Source organism: Acholeplasma oculi (assembly GCF_900166985.1).
GTDB classification, from domain to species: Bacteria; Bacillota_I; Bacilli_A; order Acholeplasmatales; family Acholeplasmataceae; genus Acholeplasma; species Acholeplasma oculi.
In genome coordinates this window covers 128,019-149,604 of record NZ_FUZK01000003.1, presented here as the reverse complement: position 1 = coordinate 149,604, position 21,586 = coordinate 128,019, and the positions used below count along the sequence as shown (strand labels likewise).

Here is a 21,586-nt window from a genome sequence, read left to right as displayed (position 1 = left end):
TATAGAAACATATCAAAGTAATAAAAAGGAAAAGTACGTTATATGCATATTTTAAAAAATATATTGAAGCACTTTAAGAATCCAAAAACCAAATTCATGTTTTATGCATGTAGCATAGTAATTCTAAGTTTATTTCTTTATGCAATTATCAGTGTTGAAGTGAGTAATAATTCCAAATTGAATAAAATTGAAGATTTACCAAAACATCTTGCAGTAATAGATACCAGTGTTTATCCAAATTTCCCAGAGAATGAAACTTCTAAATACAAATCCATAGAGTATACAACTAGAAACTTAATTTCAGTCAGTCAAAATGTCGTAGTTGATATCATTACACCAGGTCTTCTAGAAATAGGATTACCTGTATATCATGATCCAGGAAGCTCAATTTATAATATTGAACCGATTGAAATATTACATATAGAAACTGAGCTAGATTTTTCTGAAATAGACAATCCTATTATTATTGACGAGATTACATCCTTAACAAAATTCCAAAGACTAGATTCAGTTGGTGAACAAATGATTGTTTATATAGAAAATGTACCGGTTAACTTTCAAGTGTATGCAGTCATTAAAGAAACAAGAGAACGATTAGATCTAATCGAATTTGTTAGTCATAATGGTTTACCGGATGAAGTCAATTTGAATGCAGTTGGTTATAGTCATGCTTATATATTTGAAGAAACTTATATTGAACTTGTAGGCACAGTGCCACAATATCAATTAATGATTATTGATAATGAAGTAGATTTTAAAACTGATGAGATTGAAAGTCTAATAAATGTTCTTGATGCGGATGTATCTAATTATCCTTATATAAATGGGATAAGTATAAATCAACTATTTAGAAAACGAATAGAAATTGAATATATGAACAACATGGTAACTCATATTGTAGTAGTTTCTGCTATAAGTGTTGTATTAATTTTAACAACATTGTTGATTTCTAAGAAAATATCAAGAAAAGAAACGGTGCTAGATGATTCTTTAGATATATGACATTGATTATTTATAGTATTATTATCCTTTGGAGAGTTGGAAATACGAATGTTAATAGATATTGATCTCTCACTAATTTAATTGAAACATAATCACAGAAATAAAAAGTCAAGTACACAATAAATTATGTATTTTATAAAAAGGTACTTTTATATCATAATTAATTTGATTCACACATAATTCTTGACACCATTTGGAAAAAATGAGTAATACTATTTGAGTATACATGATATATTATCAAACTAAATTGAATCTATGATTGAGAACAAAGGTTTATTATTTGATGCACCAACTGGTATTGGCAAATCAACAACATCAATCAAAATTGTTAAAGAGTATTTACATAAAGATGATTTCAAAAGGCTCCTTAACTATATTAGAGATTGGTTTTATTCGTTATAAAGGATAAAGAAAAATAACTAAGAGAGGTACGCGTTATGGATAAACTTCCAATTAATGCAGAACAAATATTTAATCATGTTTCCGAAAGATGGAAAGAAAGTATTTTTAGAAAAGAAAACATCATAGTAGATTTTAAACTCAATGATGATGGAATTGTTTTCCTGATATTTGCAAATACGGGAAGAAGACCTGTTTATCTCAAAAATATAAAAATAAACCGAGAATGGATTCGTAGTGTATTAATGATAATTCCTGATTTTGAGGCAAATGGGAGATTGAATATAACACTAAATGAAATTAAAGAATATCGTGAAACCATCTTTCCATTACAATCAGTAGCATTTCCACTATTTCATTTTTATTATACTTTTAAACCATGGTATATTCCAAGGGGTGATGCTGAACATAGTAACATAAATCGTGATGAAATGATTGAGGAAGAAAGTTTGAAGTTAAACGAGAGGTGCCAAAAAATAGATTATTTTTATAAATCGACTTTAGAAGTATCATTTAAGATATCAAAGTTGAATATTTTCCGACATAAGGTCTATATAAAGTTTAATAAAAGAGTAGATGTTTCAAAGTATTATGAAGAAATAGAATCGAAAAAGTTTGATAATAGAGGTAAAAGAATAATAAATGAATAGGTTTATGAGACTTTAAATGGAGGATTTATAGTGTGATAGGATTTAGAAATTTAAATGAATTAAAGAATTTTTTGCAAATTGAAAATAGTGGTATGAGAGCTGTAAACATCCTATTTTTAAACCCAAATAACAATTCAACTGCACAAGAACAAATTGTTAATAATATTCAGTATATTCATGGTAGATCAGGATCAAGTATCGATTTTTTCTTACCTGGAGTTGAGAATAGTCCACAAAATTTTCTAGAAAACTTTAGAAATGAATTCAATATTGAAGAATACATCCAAATCATAGAAGAATTAGAAAAAATATCCACATGGAGATATCAGGGCGGAACTCAACTTTTAATCATACCATTTGTAGAAGGAGAATTTGTTTTCTCTAAAGTATTAGATTTGAATTTAGATAGAATCTTAGCACTTGGCAACCAAATTGTTATTGATACTTTTTTTGAAGCATTAATTCAAAAATTTAAAGAGGCCGGTAGAGATGAAGAAAGCAAATTTATAGATACAACCCATCGATATGTTTTAGAGTCAACAGGATGGAAATTGCTAGAATCCTTTATTACTAATGATGTGATGGGGTTACTAAAAGGGATTTTAAAAGTTGCAATAATAAAAGAAACTTTTAAATTTAAGTCGTATATTAAATCTTTTTCGGATTATGTAAAAGTGGATAAACTTAAAAAATAGATTATAGTATATTTAGTTGCATACACTAAAAAACACAAGGCTAAAACTTTTGATTTCCTTGTTATTTTTACATATAAATGTTAAAATTAACTAAACATTTTTTCTAGTAAAGAAGGTATATATTGTTTAAACTAAAATCCCCCTACCAACCGAAAGGTGACCAAATAAATGCCATTAAAGAATTAAAAGAAAACTTTTTAAATGGCAAAAAAGAACAGATTCTACTTGGTGCTACAGGTACTGGTAAAACCTTTACCATGGCCAATATGATAGAATCCCTTGGTAAAAAAACCTTAGTACTTGCACATAATAAGACTTTAGCGGGTCAATTATATAGTGAGTTAAAATCTTTCTTTCCGGAAAATAGAGTAGAATATTTCATCTCATACTATGCTTAGATAGCTGAAATTGCCTTATTAAGCCCTATTTAGTATCATTTAGACTAAAAAAAGTGGACTAGATTGCATAAAATGGAATAGATGAAACTATACGGACTGGATGTCTTTGTGACCTCAAATAGATTGGAATGTTTGTTAACGAAATAGTCTCAATTTAAAATACTACAAATTATAAACATAAATATAATAAAAATTGATATACAAAGGAGATCATTTATGAAGATTGGTATTAATAATTTTAAAGGTATTAAGAAGTATGAATTTGATACTGATGACTCAAACATAACTGTATTGACAGGAATAAATAGTGGTGGGAAAACGTCATTTATACAAAGTCTTTTAATGATATCTCAAAGTATTCAAGAAGGCATTAATTCCACGCCGATTGTATTAGATGGTAAACAAGTTAAATTGGGTAGTATAAAAAACACGATAAATCAAAATGATAATAGCGATAAATCAATGGTTTTTACTTTTTCAGATAGTTTCCAAAAAACACAACTTAATAAATCATTAATCCGAAGAAACAGTTTGGTTAGAGAATTTGTTAGTGTTATTGATAAAAAAACAAATAGAGGAAGAATTTCTTATGAAAAGTTAAATAGAGCTTTTGATGAAATATTAAAGGGCAAATTTACTTTAGAGTTAACAATAAAAGAAAAGAATGATAAAGTTGCTATAGATAAAATTAGTTATACAATCAACTTAAAAGATGTGATTTATCCTATTAAATTAGATTTTTTTCATGAACGAAGATTGCCAAATGATACGATTAAATACAGAGTAGAAACCAATAATCGTTTATTTCTAAGGTTTGATAGGTACTTAAGAAGAAAAAAAGTTGATTACAATAATTTTCATCAAGTTGTAAATGAGAATTTTATTCAAGCAACATGTAAATTTGCCAGAATACGATTTAACGCTCTGCAGCCACAAATTGATGAAAAGTACGAAGATGAAATGTTTGAAATCATAAGTTCTAGTGATAAGGATAATACATTAGAAGAATACTTTCAAGATGATTTTAGTCTTTTTCGTATAGATCGCAATGAAAATGTTTCGCTTGACACAGTTTTTGTCAACTCAATGCATATTAGCATTCAAAAAATATTTAATCAAATTGCACACATAGGACCTTTAAGACAATTTCCAGAGTCAATTTACATTAGATCAAATGATATTGTTAAAGAAATTGGTAGGCAGGGAGAGAACGCAAATGCTATTATTGCCAGTTATTATGACAAAAGTATCGCATATCCAAGGATAATTAATGAACAAGGAGATATAGAGATTTCAAAAGGGAAACTTTTAACAGCAATTAATTATTGGCTTTGTGAAAGATTTAATCTTGCAAAGGAAGTGAATGTGACTAAGTATGCAGGAAAGAGTATATATGAGATCGAACTTACAAACTTAAATAAAAATAAGATACCGATTAATAATGTAGGTTTCGGAATAAGTCAACTCTTGCCAATTCTTGTTTTAGGATTATATTCCGAAAGTGGAAAGTTCATTATTATTGAGCAACCTGAAATACACTTACATCCAAGTGCACAAAGTGTATTATTTGACTTTATAATGGCAATATCTCGTGATAAAAACATTATTGTAGAGACACACAGTGATCATTTTATCTCTAGATTACGCAGAAGAGTTATTGAAAGTAAAACTGATATGAGTGAAAGAATAAAACTGTTATTCACCGACAATGGATATTTTAAAACTGTAAAAGTAGATAGTCTTGGATACATAGATGAGTGGCCAAATGGTTTCTTTGATCAAGAAGAAAAAGAACTTAGTTTAATGTTAAAGGCAAGAGCAATAAAAAACACAAAGATGGAAAGTTAAAGTTGAAATGATAAAAAGAAAATATATTATCAATCCCAAATTTTTGTTTTATGACAATATAGAAAAAGAGTATAATTTTTATGACCGATTAAGTAGATTGAATACAGTAATAAATGAACAATCTATTCAAACAAGAATTGTTTTTCCTAAAGAAGTTGCAGATATACTGAGCAGTTATATTTTTGCTTCCAACAAGATTAACTTAAAAAAACGACACGATATTTATAAAATTGTTACTATGTTTTTAAGTAAAGTGAAATTTCAAACTTTAGATGAAGAAGAAAATTGTGATTATATAATTAATCCTGAGAGTATCAAGAATATTTTTGAAAGTGTATTTCCCCGATCATTTATAAACACTATATTTAAAAATAAAATATTTAGCATGCTGTCATCCGAAGATTTTGATATTCCAATAATTGAAACTGAAATTGTTATAAGTTTTTCGGAAGATTTAAGGGTAAGAGTTTTTTATATTGAAAGAGAAAAACAGTTTTTCCCATATTTTTTACCTTCAAAAAAGCATTGTTATTTGAGAAATTATGAGAATCAAGATCATGATTCTATATTAGAGAAAGATGATCATGACGCCTGTTATAAACTGATAAAAAAAGCACATTTGTCAAACGATAATTCAGACAGTTTGTTTGCATATAATAAGTTAACAGATAGATATATAAGGTTTAATAGAGATGGAGTGGATGGTGAAAGTTATCATGCTTTTCCAGTTAAAATTGATAAAGATCCGTTATTAAATCCTCGTTTTGCAGAGCAATTAAAAAACTTCTTTGAATAGATTATAAATGGTTTTAAATCTTTGATATTTAATAGAAGAAGTATGAAGTAAGTGAACTACTTTTCTTTTACGGTAAAAAATTTACAAATAGTTAAAATTAGAAATCGTTTTCAAAAAAAATTGCTAAAAACAATATATAAGGAGAATAGTATGGATAAATTAAAAATTTCAGATGTGTCATCTAATCCGATAGATGAATTAGTTAAGGAAAACGTAATTGACTCAGAGTTAACATCAAATGTAGTTATCATACCGGATAAGACTTATAGTGAAAAAGATTCAGTTGTATGGACGTTTCCAGAAGGAACAGAAGATTTTTATGATTATCTAAATAAGCATGTTCATCTGTTAGGAGCAGTTGATATTGCTGAAGGAAATACTGGTGAATTACAGCAACACAACGATTTGCTTGAACTTGCAACTATAGTTATTTCTACTCCAGCTATTTCGATACTAATTAATGTTGTTTCAAGTTATATATATGACTATTTAAAGATTAAGAAAAAGCCGGCTGACAAGGTTGATGTTAAACTCAAAATAGTTAAAAAAGGAAAAACTAAAACAACCGAATTAGAGTTTAATGGAACTGCTGAAGATTTCGAAAAGATCATGGGAAGCATAAATGACAAAGATTACGACTAAAGATGCTTTATTATCAAAAATTTATAAAAGTTTAAAGTCATGGAATCCAATTATTATTGACGCTAAAATATGGAAAGATATATATGGATATATTGCATTTTGTGTTGAACAAAAAGTTGAATCATTTGCTAACGAATTAGCGTGTTATAGAGTTATTTTTAGAATTAAGACTAGTTTTTTAAGAATTGATTACCTGTTAAGAAAGAATCAATATGATCAAGCATGGTATTTAATGGAAGATACCACAAAAGATATTGAACTAGTAAAAAAAACGAATGAATATCAAAATCAATGGGCGGAAGAATTTCATCTTGATAGAATTCAAAAATATATTCAAAATCTTGAACTGCTATTCCCGTATTCATTTTTTATAAGCCGTGATATAGTGATTAAAAAACAGGTGTGTTCTATATGTGGAGAAGTAAGGAAAATAAAAAATGGTTGCAATCATAGAATTGGAAAATTGTATAACGGAATGTTTTGCAGAGCATTATGGAAAGAATTTGAACCAAGATCATTTGCTTTTGTACAAAACCCCAAAGATAAATATACGATAATTACTCCAGAAGGGGCACAATACAATTTTGCTTTAGTTGAATGGTTGATGAATCAAAAAAGAAATCCGTATTTACCTTTTGAAGTGAAAAACAGTAAAGTTATTTTACCAAGATATTTAAAAAATATTAAACCTATGCCGTATATTACTAAATGTTGGAAGCCTGGATATGAACCCAAGGAAGACGAAGAAGGTAAAATGATTTTTCCATCAACAATAATATTGCGTAATGAGGATATGGGACAAGATAATACAGATGAAAAAGAAAAGGTACTATTTAAATTTCTTGAACAAAAAAAATAGGGACCTTGCTATAAAATATGAACTTATAACATTTTAATAGAAAAGCTGATTAATTAACACTTGTAACGATATAAATTTTGCAATGGAGATTTCTTGTGTCTAAAAAATACAAATTACCAATAGATTCACTAGTTGAACAGAATATGGTAGATAAAATATCAAGTGTTTTTAAGCAATACGCAGACAAATCTGTAGCTAAAGCGATATATGCAATCAACTCTTACTTACCTAATAGAAACCTGCTAGATTTGTATATTACTTTAAATTATGCATTTAAGATTAATAAAACTGAAGGAAACAAAGAAATAAATACGTATTTAGAGTTTGCCGAATTTGCTCAAAAAATAATATCATTTTATAAATCAAATCCGATGAATACAGACATTCAAATTCATGACCTAGGTGAAATACAAATACCTTTTGCAGATAATCTATATCCAATCATAGTAGGAAGTAGACATAATCATAGCTTCATTTTTCATTATTTCATTGATGAGATTGCAGTGTCTAATTCGATTGGTGATGATGTGAAAGAATTGCTTGAGTTTAACACTGAGTTAATTAACAATCTTAAAATGGGATTTGATGGAAGAATAGATGAGTATAATAATAAAATTATCATCCCATCTGAAAAACACTTTGAACAGATTTACAAGACATATGATTATTTTAATGAAAGATTTTCAAAATTGAAGGTTAAGCAATATTTCTTTGCAGAAGATCATCCTAATAAATTACACTTCATTGATAAAAACAATCAATCATTTTTACTATTCAACACCTCCCTTGTTATTGATTATGTTGGACATGAAATCAGTAAACTTGCGGATGAACAACTGATAAAAGTTGTTAATAGAACAATACAACGTTATCTGATTAACCAATTTGAATTATCAGGAGAACAAAGTCATGTGCTAAACAATGCTTTCATTATGGATAATCCTAAAGAAAAACCAATTACTGAATGTATTGCAACAATTCTTTTAAATGAAAGAGTTATTATTCTTTTAAACGAGTGGGTTGTACAATCACAAGAAAGCCTTGATAACTTACATAATCAAATCATGGAATTGCATAAACAAGATAAATTACACATTATGGCATACTATAAAAAAGGTTATAAAGTTTATCCAATCAAAAAAGAAATTGATATTGATTTTATTACTATTAATAATCATATAAATATAACTGAGCAAGCAGTTTTCTTCGGTGAATATGGTAAACCTCTAAGGATTATAGCATTAGATTTTTTATATTTCATTCTAAGGGTCAATAGCTTTAGTCAAATTATGATTTTTTTAGATCAATATAAAAATACTGAGCAGCAACTGTTTTCTTCTGATGGGTTGTCAGGATTATTTGAAAGCACTTTAAACACGGAAGGAACATTAGAAATGGGAGCTGTTACTTTTTCTAGCGTATTAATTGATTTGTACACTCCTGAAAAAACAGTTCTAGAATTATTCAAGAATGAGTTTAATCAAATTCCAGTTATTGCAAATGATTATTTATTTGATAATCCATTTCATTGGAAAATTAATGATTATAAGAATGGATTTGTTTATGCGAAGCGTAAAGGTTCAGATTTATTAGGAATTATAAGAAAACATGAAAATAAAGGGTATATATTCATATGTAGAAATAAGCAACACTTTAATGAAGCTATGATAAATCATGAAGAGATAAATCACATACAGACACTTGATAATCTTTTATCTTTTATGTTTGACTACTTTTGGGAAATACTAAAGAAAGTTGGGTTTTTAGATAAAGAAGTTCAGATTTTTGTAATTCCTGAAGAAGCAAGTTATGAATATCAAATAAAAGAATCTGAATTTAAGGGTAAATATCTAAAAGGAGATTTTGAATTTGATTCTGAACACTATACCCTTCGAATTACAATTAATCAATCAATCCTGTTTGAAAGCATTTATATGTCCAAAAACAGAGAAGTTGAATGTGATTTTTTTAGAGAGATATTTAGAGTTGTAGATAATTCTTTTTTTGATATAAAAAAATTAGAAGATGAGATTATTTCAACTAATCAATTACCTAAAATAACTGATGTAGGATATATTAGGATTCCTTACTACAAAAATATGAAAAACCTATCATATTGGTCAGATAAATCAAATTTCATTTCGGTAAGAAAACGAATAGCTCAAATATGTCAAAAAGTTGGAATTGAACCCGGAGAATATCGTTTAGAAGATGCAAAACTTGTAATTAGAAAACTCCAAGATACATTAATCTCAGATTTTAAATCAATGATACGAGAATATTATTACTTAGATTTACACGTTATGCTCCTGTCTTTATTAGCAGCGATTCAATTTGACATTTTGACTGCTAAAGATAAAATTTTTACTGATGATTCGATGATAGAAAAAGAGATTGCCGATGGATATAGAGAACAAAATATTAAATTTAGAGAAGATAAAAAAAGCGAGTTAAGATATCTTTTATACTTAATTGAGATGAATCTTAAATATGGAAATAGAAATAATGTGATAACAACTAAAAGGCATGACGTTAGAGATTTGTTAGCATATGCAGATTGGTTTGTTGTATTACAGGATAATGCTGACTCTTTTCACTGGAAAATGGACACATCAAGTATTGAAGTATCGTATGACTATCTAGTTAATACTAACTTTACTGATGACACGATGGAGAAGTATAAATCTCTATCAGAGAGAATATATAATTCGGGATCATTTGTTAGTGAAAAGGTACCTAATTTACTTGAAAATGTTAATCTAATGGATGCATTCATGAAAGATTTTGGTTTTTCATTTGACGCATTTATAAAAGTATTAGGTATACTTTCAGATAATGGCAATGAAAAGGATTTATACGAAATTTATCCAGATGTTATTAGATTTGATATTGATAGACTCGTGGACATTGTAATGGGTGAAATATCAGAGTTAAACACAAAAGAAAAAGCACTTGCGGTATTAAATAAGTTAACAGTTAACGATGAATATTTATCATACATTTTTAAAGAGGATATAATAAAAGATATGAATGTTATACCGATTTGGGAAAGAGAATACAGACCAAACCGATTTGATTTAAAACCGTTGACAAGTGCAGGTGATAGTTATATTTTTTCACCGATAATATGCTATCAAACACTTATGCTTTGGGGCAATAGTTTTGTTGGTCTGTATCCAGTACATGAATATAATATACCCAATATTTTGACTGAAATTGATAGACTAAAAAAAATAACGCAAGATGATATGGTACAAGCTATTTATAATTTGTTTCAACAAAAAGGGTATAAGTCAGTATTTAAAGAATTAAAACTACATAAAAGAGGTAAACATCCTGAAGATTTAGGAGATTATGACATTTTAGTTTATGATAAAACCAAGAATATTATTTGGAACATAGAAAGTAAAGTAATTCAGCATGTTGGTTCTATAAGTGAATTTGCTAAACAACAAAATACATTTTTCTCAAAAGGTAAGTATGATGAAAAATTTCAAAGAAGAATTGATTATTTAGCAGAAAACAGTTTAGCTATATTAACTGATTTGAAGATTACAAATACTGAAGATTTACCTGTTATCAGCAATTTAATGGTAACAAACAAAGTATTTATTTCAGAATTTAAAGAAGTTGATTTCTCAATAATATCATTTGGTGAATTAAAGAAACTTATATAAAATCATCATTTTTATTTTATTTGATCGAAAATAAGGCATAATTCTTAGTAAAGAATATGAAAGGGTTAAAATTATATGGATCCAGGAATTGCAAGTTTAATTGGCGGAGTACTAGCTTTTTTGGGAGCTATTTTAGGTGGACTAATCACATTTATAGGTGTTAAAAAGACAATTAATGAGGAACGTAGAAGAGATAGAGAAAAGTTAGAACGTGAAGAATTTGAGAAAAGACCATTTCTTGAGTTTATTGCATTTGAAGATTTTGATTATGCACAAGTTTTAGACAAAGACCGTGAAGAGGCCATGGTGGATGTTTTGCACTGTCATATTGATGCAGATGTTCAAGGTGATAGTGTTAGATTTGATTATGGGAAAATTGATAAAAAACATTTTATAACACATAAATATACCTTTAAAAATACTGGTCAAAAAGCGATTGAGCGCTTCACTATAACAACAAATATTACTAGAAATATAGCATTGATAGATGATAGAGGACTTGAGTACTATATGAACAATGGTTTTATGAATATCTATACTAATGGAAAAAGAAGAATTAAAAGTGGTGAAACATTTCATATTTTGATTAATTATACTGCGGTAGATCATGTGTTAACCTCTAATTTTTCACCAGAATTTGCGTTGTTATTTGAAGATGATAAACAAAGAATTTGGTATCAAAATATGAGGATTATTAATGGAAATCTAACTCCAACAGAAAGAATGGATATGACAAGATTTCAAGAAATGATTAGACAAGATGGACTGTTTTCTGCATATAAAAATCCAATGCTTTGGTAAACGGTTTTTAAGAATTTTTATTTTTAAATATGTGCTGATTGACTTTAATTGTAGACGATGATAAAATGTTTCGATATGGTTAAAAAATCATATGGTCGGATAGGGATAGCGGAGGAAAGTATCATGTTTGAATATGTCAGTAAAACCAAGTACAGTCCAGTAAGAAGTGAACTGGAAGACATCATTAAGAATGTGCAAGATGAGTTAAGAGGAGAGATAACCTTTAGGTTTGATCTCATTGGTAGTGGTTCAAAGAAGCTAATAACCCAAGAAAAAGGTAGTAATAAGGGTTTTGATTTTGATTACAACCTTGTGCTACAACAAGGTGCATTTGATTTTACAGCAAAAGAAATTAGAGATAAGTTCATGGAAGCTTTTAATAAAGCATTAAAAGGAACTAAATAAAATAATCCAAGTAGTTCAAAATCAGCCATCACAATCAAAGTAGTTGATAAAGAAAACAGTTTAATCAAACATAGTTGCGACTTTGGTATTGTAAGAGAGATTCTAGATGATAACGATGACCTAAGAAATGAAATCAATAAATTTGATAAACCAAGTAATTATATCTGGAATATCCGTGCCAAAAGTAATAATTATGCTGATAAAGCAAAAGAGATTAAAGAAGATGGTTTATGGCAAGATTTAAGAGATGAGTACCTAGACTTAAAAAATAGCAATAATGATGAAGATAAGAAATCTTATCAGCTATACCTTGAAGCAATCAACAATATATATAATCAGAACTACTAATGCTAGAGTGCAATCCACTAATACTGGCGAGCACTTTTTAATCGTTAACCACATGATATAATTAGAATAACATCATGCAACAATATCTATAGAGTATAAATAAAAATGAACGAATTAAATAATACTAACGAATCTTTTACCATAACAAGAGTAGGTAAAGTTATTACATATTCAAACACTCAAAGATGCAACCCGGAGATTCCTTCACGTAACAAATAAAGTAAAGATTTTGGTAAATAACTAAATGTTAATGTTGAAAAAATTAAAAAGATTATTAAACTTTATTTAAATGATGATTAAGTGTTGTCTGATGCCAAGCGGGTTGCGCTTTTTAATTGTTAATCAAATGCTATACTTAAAATAAGTGCTAATATGATAGAAGAAATCATACGAAACATTGAAGAGTAAAGAATAATAAGTATGACGACTATCTACTATACAATCTATTCAGTGTAGGTGAGTATGACTAAATGACAAAATTTGATGCCATTATTGAGCATTTGAATAAAACCGAAACGTGGATTAATGAAGAATCCTTTCTTTTAGATGCACTAATGATAAGTTGTACTAAATTATTTCAAAAATGCTATAAGGATATCAAAGAAAATAGTATTGTGACAATCTCACCACTTCTAAGACAAATACAAGAGAATATAATTGTTATGGCAGGGGTTTCTGATGGTGTATACACTATGAAAGACTTCATAGAAAAGAACCACAACCCCCAAAATATTATGGATGCAGTTAAGAAGAAAAATGCAGAAGTTGAAATCGGGAAAATTAATTTGTTTAACGACTACTTTTTTGGAATAAAACAAATGTTAAATAAATTCTCACACACTAATTTTGAAGGTGTAATGACGTTATTTACTGAGAGATTTCAAGTGTATGAATCAATAGAGTTCAACAAAATAATGATAAAGTTTTTAATTTCATTGCTAGAAATACCATTTATAGTGATAGTTAGTAGTTATTATAAATTAGACATAAAAATTCCTAAGTTAATAAATCTAAAGCAAGAATTAAAGGAAATAGGCACACTAAAGTATATTACTAGACACTTTCCAGAAAGCATTAAAGAGTTTATAAATAATTCTGATACACTACAAGGATATTATAAAAACATGATTGATAATATGAAGAAGATATCTTCAGAGATTATGAATAGTCAGTCAAAGAATAATACCAAGTAGTTTAAGTTAAAGGGGTAAAAATCTTAATGGTAGACAATTTGCATCCAAATTCTGCAGAAGCTTTATACTTAAAATCAAAGCAATCTGAGATAAAAAGAAGCACATTGGTGATAACTGGCAATGGATTTGATTTACAATGTGGACTTGCTTTATAAATCCTTTCTGTTTAAGACTAGGGGGGGGAAGATTTAGATCATTGACTAATGCTCACTGTGGGTTTACACATTCTATTGTAAATGCACAATATACAAGGAAACTCTTAAAAGTTTCCTTGTTATTTTTATACATTAATGTTAAAATTAACTAAACGTTTTTTCTAGTAAAGAAGGTATATATTGTTTAAATTAAAATCCCCCTACCAACCCAAAGGTGACCAAATAAATGCCATTAAAGAATTAAAAGAAAACTTCTTAAATGGCAAAAAAGAACAGATTCTACTTGGTGCAACAGGTACTGGTAAAACCTTTACCATGGCCAATATGATAGAGTCACTCGGTAAAAAGACCTTAGTACTCGCACATAATAAAACACTAGCAGGTCAATTATATGGTGAGTTAAAATCTTTCTTTCCTGAAAATAGAGTGGAATACTTTATTTCTTACTATGATTACTATCAACCAGAAGCATATGTTGTAACTAGTGATACTTATATTGAAAAAGATGCCTCTATCAATGATGAAATTGATGAATTAAGACATAGTGCAGTAGCATCTTTACTAACAAGAGATGATGTCATTGTTGTGGCATCTGTTTCTTGTATATATGGAATTGGGGATCCAGAGGATTACCAAAAAGCAACCATCTTCTTAAGAGTAGGTGAAACCTATTCTAGAAATTCATTTTTAAATAAATTAGTAGAACTTCAATATGAACGTAATGATATGGATTTCAAAAGAGGAACGTTTAGAGTTCGAGGCGATAATGTTGAAGTTATTCCTTCAAATGAACGAAGTAATGGTATTAGAGTTTCATTCTTTGGTGATGAAATTGATGATATTATCATCTTTGATACACTAACAGGTGTATCTAAAGAACGACAAAGTTTTATATCTATTTTTCCTGCAACACTCTTTATGGCGAATAAAGATAAAATGAAGGAAAGTATTAGAAGAATTAAAAATGAACTTCAAGAACAAATTCATTATTTCCAATCTAAAAATTTATTACTAGAAGCACAGCGTATCGAAATGCGTACGAAATACGATATAGAAATGCTTGAGGAAATTGGTTTTACCTCAGGGATTGAAAACTACTCTAGACACATCGCATTAAGAGAAGCAGGAGAAACACCAGCAACCTTAATTGACTTTTTTGGAGATGATTATCTACTCATCATCGATGAGTCACATGTGACTGTTCCACAAATTAGAGGAATGTACTTTGGTGACCGTTCTAGAAAAGAAAACTTAGTCAATTACGGTTTTAGATTACCAAGTGCTTTAGATAATAGACCTTTAAAATTTGAAGAATTTGAAGAAAGAAAAGATAAAGTCATTTATTTATCTGCAACACCCGGTCCTTATGAACTAGACAAAAATCTACCAATCATTGAACAAATTATTAGACCAACATATTTACTGGACCCAGAAATTGAGATAAAACCTAGTATGGGCCAGATTGACGATCTATATTTTGAAATCAAGAAGCGCATTGAAGCCAATGAAAGAGTCTTAGTTACAACCCTAACCATAAAGATGAGTGAGGATTTAACTAGACACTTTAAAGAATTAGGATTAAAAGTAGCGTACCTTCACAGTGAGGTTAAATCCTTAGAAAGAACCTCAATCTTAAGAGCTCTAAGAATGGGTAAATATGATGTTTTAGTAGGGATTAACTTACTTAGAGAAGGGCTTGATTTACCGGAAGTTTCTTTAGTTGCCATACTCGATGCGGATAAACAAGGATTCTTGCGTAGTGAAAGGTCTTTAATTCAAACCATTGGTCGTGCTGCTAGAAATTTACATGGTAAAGTTATTATGTATGCAGATTCTATTTCTGAATCCATGCAAAAAGCAATCGATGAAACGTATAGAAGAAGAAAGATTCAACAAACATTTAATGAAGTGAATCAAGTAGAACCATATCAAGTCATTAAAGACATAAGAGAAGATATTTCACTTAAAGGTGAAATTACAGATAAAGATTCAATTCAATTAAAGTATGATAAAAAACAAATAGAAAAAGAAATTAAGAAATTAGAACTTCTAATGAGACAAGCTGCTAAAGATTTAGATTTTGAAAAAGCGATGGAAATTAGAGATTTAATATTCGAACTGAAAGCGGGTAATTAATATATGGAATTAAACTGGAATTTAGATGATTTATACTTAGGTTTCGATGAAACCTATCAAAACGATTTAAAGAGATTAGATAACCTTATTAAAGACTCTATCAAACACTTAGAAACTAAAGTGAAAGATGATGTGCTTTATATTGAAGGTGAACTAAAATACAGCGAAGAGATTACTAAGTTAGGTAGAACGCTTGGAAGTTTTGCATCCTTAAAAGCATCTACAGATGTAACAAATAATGAAGCATTAGGTTATTTATCTAAATTATCTGAAATATATCGTCAAAAAACAGCAGCAGCTGTTAAGTTTGAGCGATATCTAACAGAAGTTAATTTAGATCAATTAGCACAAAAGTCTGAACTGATCAAACTATATCTATATAATCTTAAAAAAGACCAAGAACATGCAAAACATTTATTATCAGAAAGTGAAGAAGTTTTATATGCTAAGCTTTCTGAACTATCCTCTCGTTCATGGACTCAAGTTCAAACGCTTGCTACTGCAAACCTCATGATTGATATTGATGGTAAGGAGCATACATTCTCTGATGTTAGAAACTATGCATATGATAAAGATCAAGCATTTAGAAAAAAAGCATATGAAGCAGAACTTAAAGCGTATGAAAAAGTAGATGATTTTGTCGCACTTGCATTAACCAACATTAAACGTGAAGTCAATACCATGAATCAAATTAGAGGCTATCATAGTGCTATAGAAAAGACTTTAGATCAATCCAATATGAGAAAAGAAACACTCGACGCAATGATTGAGGCGATGATGGATTATAGACCTCACTTTGCAAATTATTTAAAAGCTAAAGCAACTTATTTTGGTCATGAAAAAGGTTTACCTTGGTATGATATGTTTGCACCTGTGGGTTCCCTTAATAAAACATATACCTATGATGAAGCAAAAGACTTAGTCTTTAATGCATTTAATAGTTTCTCACCTAAATTAGGTGGATTTGGTAAAAAATCATTTGATTTAAATTGGATTGATGTATATCCTAAAAAAGGTAAACGTGGGGGTGCTTTTTGTTCAAACCAACCACAAATTGGTCAATCAAGAATTCTTCTTAATTTCACAGGAGCACTGGACAATGTTTCAACACTTGCTCATGAATTAGGACACGGTTATCACGGAGATATTATTAAGGCTAATGCACCACTTCATTGGAGTTATCCAATGCCTTTAGCAGAAACTGCATCAATTTTCTGTGAAGCCATTATGAATGATTATTTACTTAAAGAAGTCAAAGACCCAAATGAAAAATTATCATTGTTAGAAATGGGTTTACAAGGTGATACACAAGTCATTATCGATATTCTATCTAGATTTATGTTTGAATCTAAGGTGTTTGAATCTGCAAATCGACCAATTTCAAAACATGAAATGAAAAAATGGATGGTTGATGCTCAAAAAGAAGCATATTTAGATGGACTAGATCACGACAACCTACACCCATATATGTGGTTAGTGAAGGGTCATTATTATAGTGCTGGATTAAACTACTATAACTTCCCATATGCATTTGGGTTATTATTTGGTAAGGGTTTATACGCACAATATCTAAAAAATAAAGAATCATTCTTACAAAAGTATGATGATTTACTTGCTTTAACAACTAAAGCAGATGCTGAAGAAGTTGCAAAATCTATGGGTATTGATATTACTTCTAAAGCATTCTGGATAGATTCTTTAGAAATGATAAAAAAAGATATTGATGAAGTCATCAGATTATTCAATGAAAAAAAGTAAATATGTTATAATAAACATAACCAAACCAATATGCCGAAAAAGGGAGATTAATCATGGATTTAGATAACCGCGAACAACAGGAGTCTGGTATCAGTTTAGCTGATGTATTTTCAATTATTAAACAAAGCTGGATTTTAATTACCGTACTCACATTATTTGTAGGAATAATTGCAACAACTTATGCATTTATATTTGTTGAAGATGAATACCGTTCCACATCAGAAGTTTTAGTACAAGTACCTCAAGCAGGTGATGCTGAAGCCATTAACCTTATTGATACACAGCGTTTGATTCAATCTGCAGCTGAATTTGTAGTGAGTGATAACATCATTAATAAAGTTAGAACATCTAATTTAATAACAAATCCAGATTATGTAGAAAGACTAAATAGTTTAACCAATACTCAAATTAAACGATCAACAAGTGTTGCATCAACCACAACATCATTTATTATTCGTATTAGTTTTAAAGATACAGAAAGAACATTTGCACAAGAAATGACTCAAGCAATCACAACAGTTGTTATTGAAACAGATGTTGATTTGTTTAAAGATAAGTTTGTCTTACTATCCAGTGCAGGAAACCCTGAAGATGATTCTCCAAATAAAATTCTATATTCTGTTGTAGGATTCTTATTAGGTGGGGTTTTAGGTGTAGGTATTGCATTATTAAAACAATTCTTTAATAACTCATATTTGACTAAAGAACAACTCGAAATGGGTACAGGCATACAAGTCATTGGTGTGATTCCTGAATTTGATATTAAGGAGAAGAAAAAACGATGAGAAGACGTAAATTATTCCAAAAAGAACGTACTGCACAGTACGATTACATTGTGTCACATGAACAACCTCTATCCTTTGTAGCTGAAGCATTCCAAAAAGCTTTGGTGAATCTTGAATACGTCAATATCGATGGTAATTTAAAAGTGATTCAGTTTACATCTTCACTTGCTGGAGCAGGGAAAACTACATTTGTATCAAACCTCGCTTACTTGATTGCTAAAAAAGGTAAAAAAGTTGTTATCGTCGACTTAGATTTAAGAAAACCTAAAATCAACCGTGTATTTAAAGCTGCGAATGAAAATGGACTCACAGATTATTTAGCAGGAAGAATCAATTATGATAAATTAATTGGTTATTCTGAAAAATTAGGAATTAATTATATCGTTGCAGGTGAAAGAACGACTGCAGTTGTAAACGTCTTAGAAGCTCAAAAATTAAAAGATTTAATCGCAAGATTAAAAACTGAATTTGACTATGTATTACTGGATTCACCACCTGTTATTGCAGTATCAGATGCACTGTATATTTCTAGACTTGCAGATGGTGTCTTATTCGTTGTTGCTCAAAATGAGGCTAAACGTGCAGTCATTAATGAAGCATTAAAAACATTAAGACAAAGTAATGTGAATGTCATCGGCTCAGTATTCACACAAGTTGATTTAAAAGAAAATGATATTTATTCATATACATATGGTTATGGATATGGATATACATCCAGTGATAAAGAAGCGTTTGAAGAAAAAGAGTGATTATATGATGGATATGCATACCCACATCTTACCAGGTGTTGATGATGGGGCAAAAACATTTGAAGAAGCACTTAAAATGTTACAGTTACAATACGAACAAGGCATTCATAAAGTGGTTTTAACACCGCATGTACAAAATAAAGTGCAAAGAGTGTCATCTAAAGAATATTTAGAGCGTTTTAAAATGTTTGAAAAAGACGTTTCAAACATTATGCCTGATATAAAACTGTATTTAGGTGCTGAAGTCTTATATGATCCATTTAAGAAAACAAATTATGATGCATATATATTTAAAGGATTCTCCAAAAAATATCTTTTAATTGAGTTTTCCACAGTCATTGAAGACCGAATTGTGGATGTATTATATGATTTGATTGCCAAAGGGTATCAACCGATTGTTGCACATATTGAAAGATATCCATATTTAACAGATGATGATGTCTTACGTATTAAAGAGGATGGTTCTTTTATACAAGTTAATAGTGGTGCTGTTTTGGGTACGGATGGTAGACATTATAAAAAACGTGCACATCACTATTTAAAATTGGGTTTAGTGGATTTTATAGGTAGTGATTGTCATGATACAAAATCAAGAAAACCAAATGTTTTAAAAGCACTTAAAAAAGCGCCGAAAAATTTTAAAATGAGAGAATTAGAGGAATAAGTATGAGTAAATTTATAATCTTAACCGATTCAACAACAGATTTACCACAAAAACTAGCAGATAAGTATCAACTACATGTGCTACAATTAAAATTTAATTTAAATGGTAAGGAATATGTGAACTTCCTAGATGGAAGAGAACTAGATCCTAAACTTTTCTATGATGCAGTGAGACAAGGTGCACAACCTACAACCTCACAAATCAATCCAGATGAGTACATTAGTTATTTAACACCACTGTTAAAAGAGGGAAAAGATATTTTAATTATGTCATTTTCATCTCAATTATCAGGAACTTATAATTCTGCTCGAATTGCTGCAGATGAACTTAAAGAGAAATTTCCAAAAAGAAAGATTTTATTACTCGATACGAAGTCTGCTTCACTTGGAGAAGGCATGCTTGTTTATTTAACAGCTAAGGCTCAAAAAGAAAAGGATTTATCCATAGAAGATACATTAGCATATGGTAAGGATTTATTACCACATATTGCGCACTGGTTTACAGTCGATGATGTAGGTCATTTAGTTCGTGGTGGTAGAGTTTCTAAAGTGGCAGGTTTTGTTGCTAAAATTGCAAACATTAAACCTGTACTTCATACAAGTGATGAAGGAAAATTAGTTCCAAGACATAAAGCAATCGGTCGTAAACGTGCGATTAAAGCTTTATTTGATGAAATGGTTAAAACTGCTAAACCAGGTAAACAAACTGTCTTTATTGGTCATGGTGATGATTTAGAAAGTGCAGATTTACTTGCAGGTATGATCAAAGAGAAATACGACGTTGAAGAACTTGTTATTAACATGATTGGACCAGTAATTGGTGCACATACAGGTCAAGGTGTACTTGCATTATTCTTTGTGGCAGATCATAGATGATGAATGAAAGAGATTATAGACTAGCCTTACTAATCGATGCAGATAATGTATCACCTGTTTATTTAGATATCATTATTAATGAGGCGAATAAACACGGTAAAATTACAAATGCTAGAATTTATGGAGATTGGAGCGAAGAAAGACTAAAAACTTGGAAGTCCAAAGCTGAAAAGTATAGTTTAACCTTTATTCAACAATATGCCAATCTTTCTAATAAAGGAAATGCATCCGATTTTACTTTAGTGATTGATGCGATGGATTTACTTTATTCAGGTAAGGTGAATGCATTTTGTATCGTCTCAAGTGATTCTGACTTTACAAAACTAATCATTCGTCTTAAAGAAGATGATATGTATTTAATTGGTATGGGAGAATCCAAAACTCCTGAAGTATTAGTTAATTCATATGAAAGATTTTATTATATAGATCAAATCTTAGAAGCATCAGAACCTAAAAAAGAACGTAAAGATTTAAACGGTAAATCACTCATTCCTAAAAAAGAGATTATTATTAAAGATCTTAAAAAAATCATTGATGATAATTTAGAAGATGATGGATGGGCGTATTGGAGTATTGTTGCTGATCAACTCAGAAAAAAATATCCAGGATTTGACCCAATCAACTATGGTTCTAAATTAAAAGCACTCAATTTCTTTAAAATGTTTAAAGACTTTGAAATTAAGAATGAAGATAAAGTTGCATATATTCGCATTCGACAAGACTAAAAAGCCAACTAGAACAGTACATCTGT

Annotated in this window: 20 protein-coding genes and 1 pseudogene; all 21 read left to right on the top strand. The window is 29.3% G+C overall.

Annotated elements, in window-relative coordinates; all coding sequences use genetic code 11:
• The first annotated feature begins 42 nt into the window (after positions 1–42).
• The 21 genes and pseudogenes from B5X49_RS06535 (at position 43) to B5X49_RS06445 (ending at position 21,560) form a co-directional block, all read left to right on the top strand.
• Positions 43–1,002, top strand: coding sequence for a hypothetical protein (locus B5X49_RS06535; RefSeq protein WP_045749052.1), 960 nt, complete (start codon positions 43–45; stop codon positions 1,000–1,002).
• A gap of 255 nt (positions 1,003–1,257) precedes the next feature.
• Entirely contained in the window at positions 1,258–1,404 is a 147-nt protein-coding gene (locus tag B5X49_RS07685) for a P-loop NTPase family protein (protein WP_159444499.1), read from the top strand.
• 35 nt (positions 1,405–1,439) lie between these two features.
• Positions 1,440–2,051 (top strand): hypothetical protein, encoded by a 612-nt coding sequence (locus tag B5X49_RS06530; RefSeq protein ID WP_045749053.1) that lies wholly within the window; start codon positions 1,440–1,442, stop codon positions 2,049–2,051.
• A gap of 32 nt (positions 2,052–2,083) precedes the next feature.
• Positions 2,084–2,746 carry a hypothetical protein gene (locus B5X49_RS06525; protein ID WP_045749054.1) on the top strand — a complete coding sequence of 221 codons (663 nt, stop codon included), beginning with the start codon at positions 2,084–2,086 and terminating at the stop codon, positions 2,744–2,746.
• Between the two features lie 119 nt (positions 2,747–2,865).
• Positions 2,866–3,138 (top strand): annotated as a pseudogene (locus B5X49_RS06520) (DEAD/DEAH box helicase family protein); the annotation flags it as partial.
• A gap of 222 nt (positions 3,139–3,360) precedes the next feature.
• Positions 3,361–4,992, top strand: coding sequence for a DUF3696 domain-containing protein (locus B5X49_RS06515; protein WP_045749056.1), 1,632 nt, complete (start codon positions 3,361–3,363; stop codon positions 4,990–4,992).
• 7 nt (positions 4,993–4,999) lie between these two features.
• On the top strand, positions 5,000–5,788 hold the full coding sequence (locus B5X49_RS06510) for a hypothetical protein (RefSeq protein WP_045749057.1): 789 nt from the start codon (positions 5,000–5,002) through the stop codon (positions 5,786–5,788).
• Between the two features lie 150 nt (positions 5,789–5,938).
• Complete coding sequence (locus B5X49_RS06505; protein WP_045749058.1) at positions 5,939–6,430, top strand: hypothetical protein; 492 nt, start codon at positions 5,939–5,941, stop codon at positions 6,428–6,430.
• A complete protein-coding gene (locus B5X49_RS06500; protein ID WP_045749059.1) occupies positions 6,411–7,289 on the top strand; it encodes a hypothetical protein in 879 nt (292 codons plus the stop codon). The genes B5X49_RS06505 and B5X49_RS06500 overlap by 20 nt, the downstream gene beginning before the upstream one ends.
• Before the next feature lie 95 nt (positions 7,290–7,384).
• The gene (locus tag B5X49_RS06495) at positions 7,385–10,966 is read left to right on the top strand and encodes a hypothetical protein (protein WP_045749060.1); all 3,582 of its coding nucleotides are present in this window, start codon (positions 7,385–7,387) and stop codon (positions 10,964–10,966) included.
• Positions 10,967–11,041: 75 nt separating this feature from the next.
• Complete coding sequence (locus tag B5X49_RS06490; RefSeq protein WP_045749061.1) at positions 11,042–11,767, top strand: hypothetical protein; 726 nt, start codon at positions 11,042–11,044, stop codon at positions 11,765–11,767.
• A 123-nt stretch (positions 11,768–11,890) separates the two neighbouring features.
• Positions 11,891–12,172 (top strand): hypothetical protein, encoded by a 282-nt coding sequence (locus B5X49_RS06485; protein ID WP_052669922.1) that lies wholly within the window; start codon positions 11,891–11,893, stop codon positions 12,170–12,172.
• 818 nt (positions 12,173–12,990) lie between these two features.
• Positions 12,991–13,713, top strand: coding sequence for a hypothetical protein (locus B5X49_RS06480; protein WP_045749062.1), 723 nt, complete (start codon positions 12,991–12,993; stop codon positions 13,711–13,713).
• Between the two features lie 26 nt (positions 13,714–13,739).
• Positions 13,740–13,868: a hypothetical protein gene (locus B5X49_RS07795; protein ID WP_281268235.1), complete on the top strand. Its 129-nt coding sequence runs from the start codon at positions 13,740–13,742 to the stop codon at positions 13,866–13,868.
• 177 nt (positions 13,869–14,045) lie between these two features.
• A complete protein-coding gene (gene uvrB / locus B5X49_RS06475) occupies positions 14,046–16,004 on the top strand; it encodes an excinuclease ABC subunit UvrB (protein ID WP_045749063.1) in 1,959 nt (652 codons plus the stop codon).
• 3 nt (positions 16,005–16,007) lie between these two features.
• Entirely contained in the window at positions 16,008–17,762 is a 1,755-nt protein-coding gene (locus B5X49_RS06470) for a M3 family oligoendopeptidase (protein ID WP_045749064.1), read from the top strand.
• Between the two features lie 53 nt (positions 17,763–17,815).
• Entirely contained in the window at positions 17,816–18,547 is a 732-nt protein-coding gene (locus tag B5X49_RS06465) for a YveK family protein (protein ID WP_045749065.1), read from the top strand.
• Positions 18,544–19,296, top strand: a complete 753-nt coding sequence (locus B5X49_RS06460) for a CpsD/CapB family tyrosine-protein kinase (protein ID WP_045749066.1) — start codon at positions 18,544–18,546, stop codon at positions 19,294–19,296. The genes B5X49_RS06465 and B5X49_RS06460 overlap by 4 nt, the downstream gene beginning before the upstream one ends.
• Before the next feature lie 4 nt (positions 19,297–19,300).
• On the top strand, positions 19,301–19,960 hold the full coding sequence (locus B5X49_RS06455; protein WP_045749067.1) for a tyrosine-protein phosphatase: 660 nt from the start codon (positions 19,301–19,303) through the stop codon (positions 19,958–19,960).
• Positions 19,961–19,962: 2 nt separating this feature from the next.
• Complete coding sequence (locus B5X49_RS06450; protein WP_045749068.1) at positions 19,963–20,835, top strand: DegV family protein; 873 nt, start codon at positions 19,963–19,965, stop codon at positions 20,833–20,835.
• Positions 20,832–21,560 (top strand): NYN domain-containing protein, encoded by a 729-nt coding sequence (locus tag B5X49_RS06445; RefSeq protein WP_052669924.1) that lies wholly within the window; start codon positions 20,832–20,834, stop codon positions 21,558–21,560. Before B5X49_RS06450 ends, B5X49_RS06445 begins: the two co-directional genes overlap by 4 nt.
• Positions 21,561–21,586 lie beyond the last annotated feature (26 nt).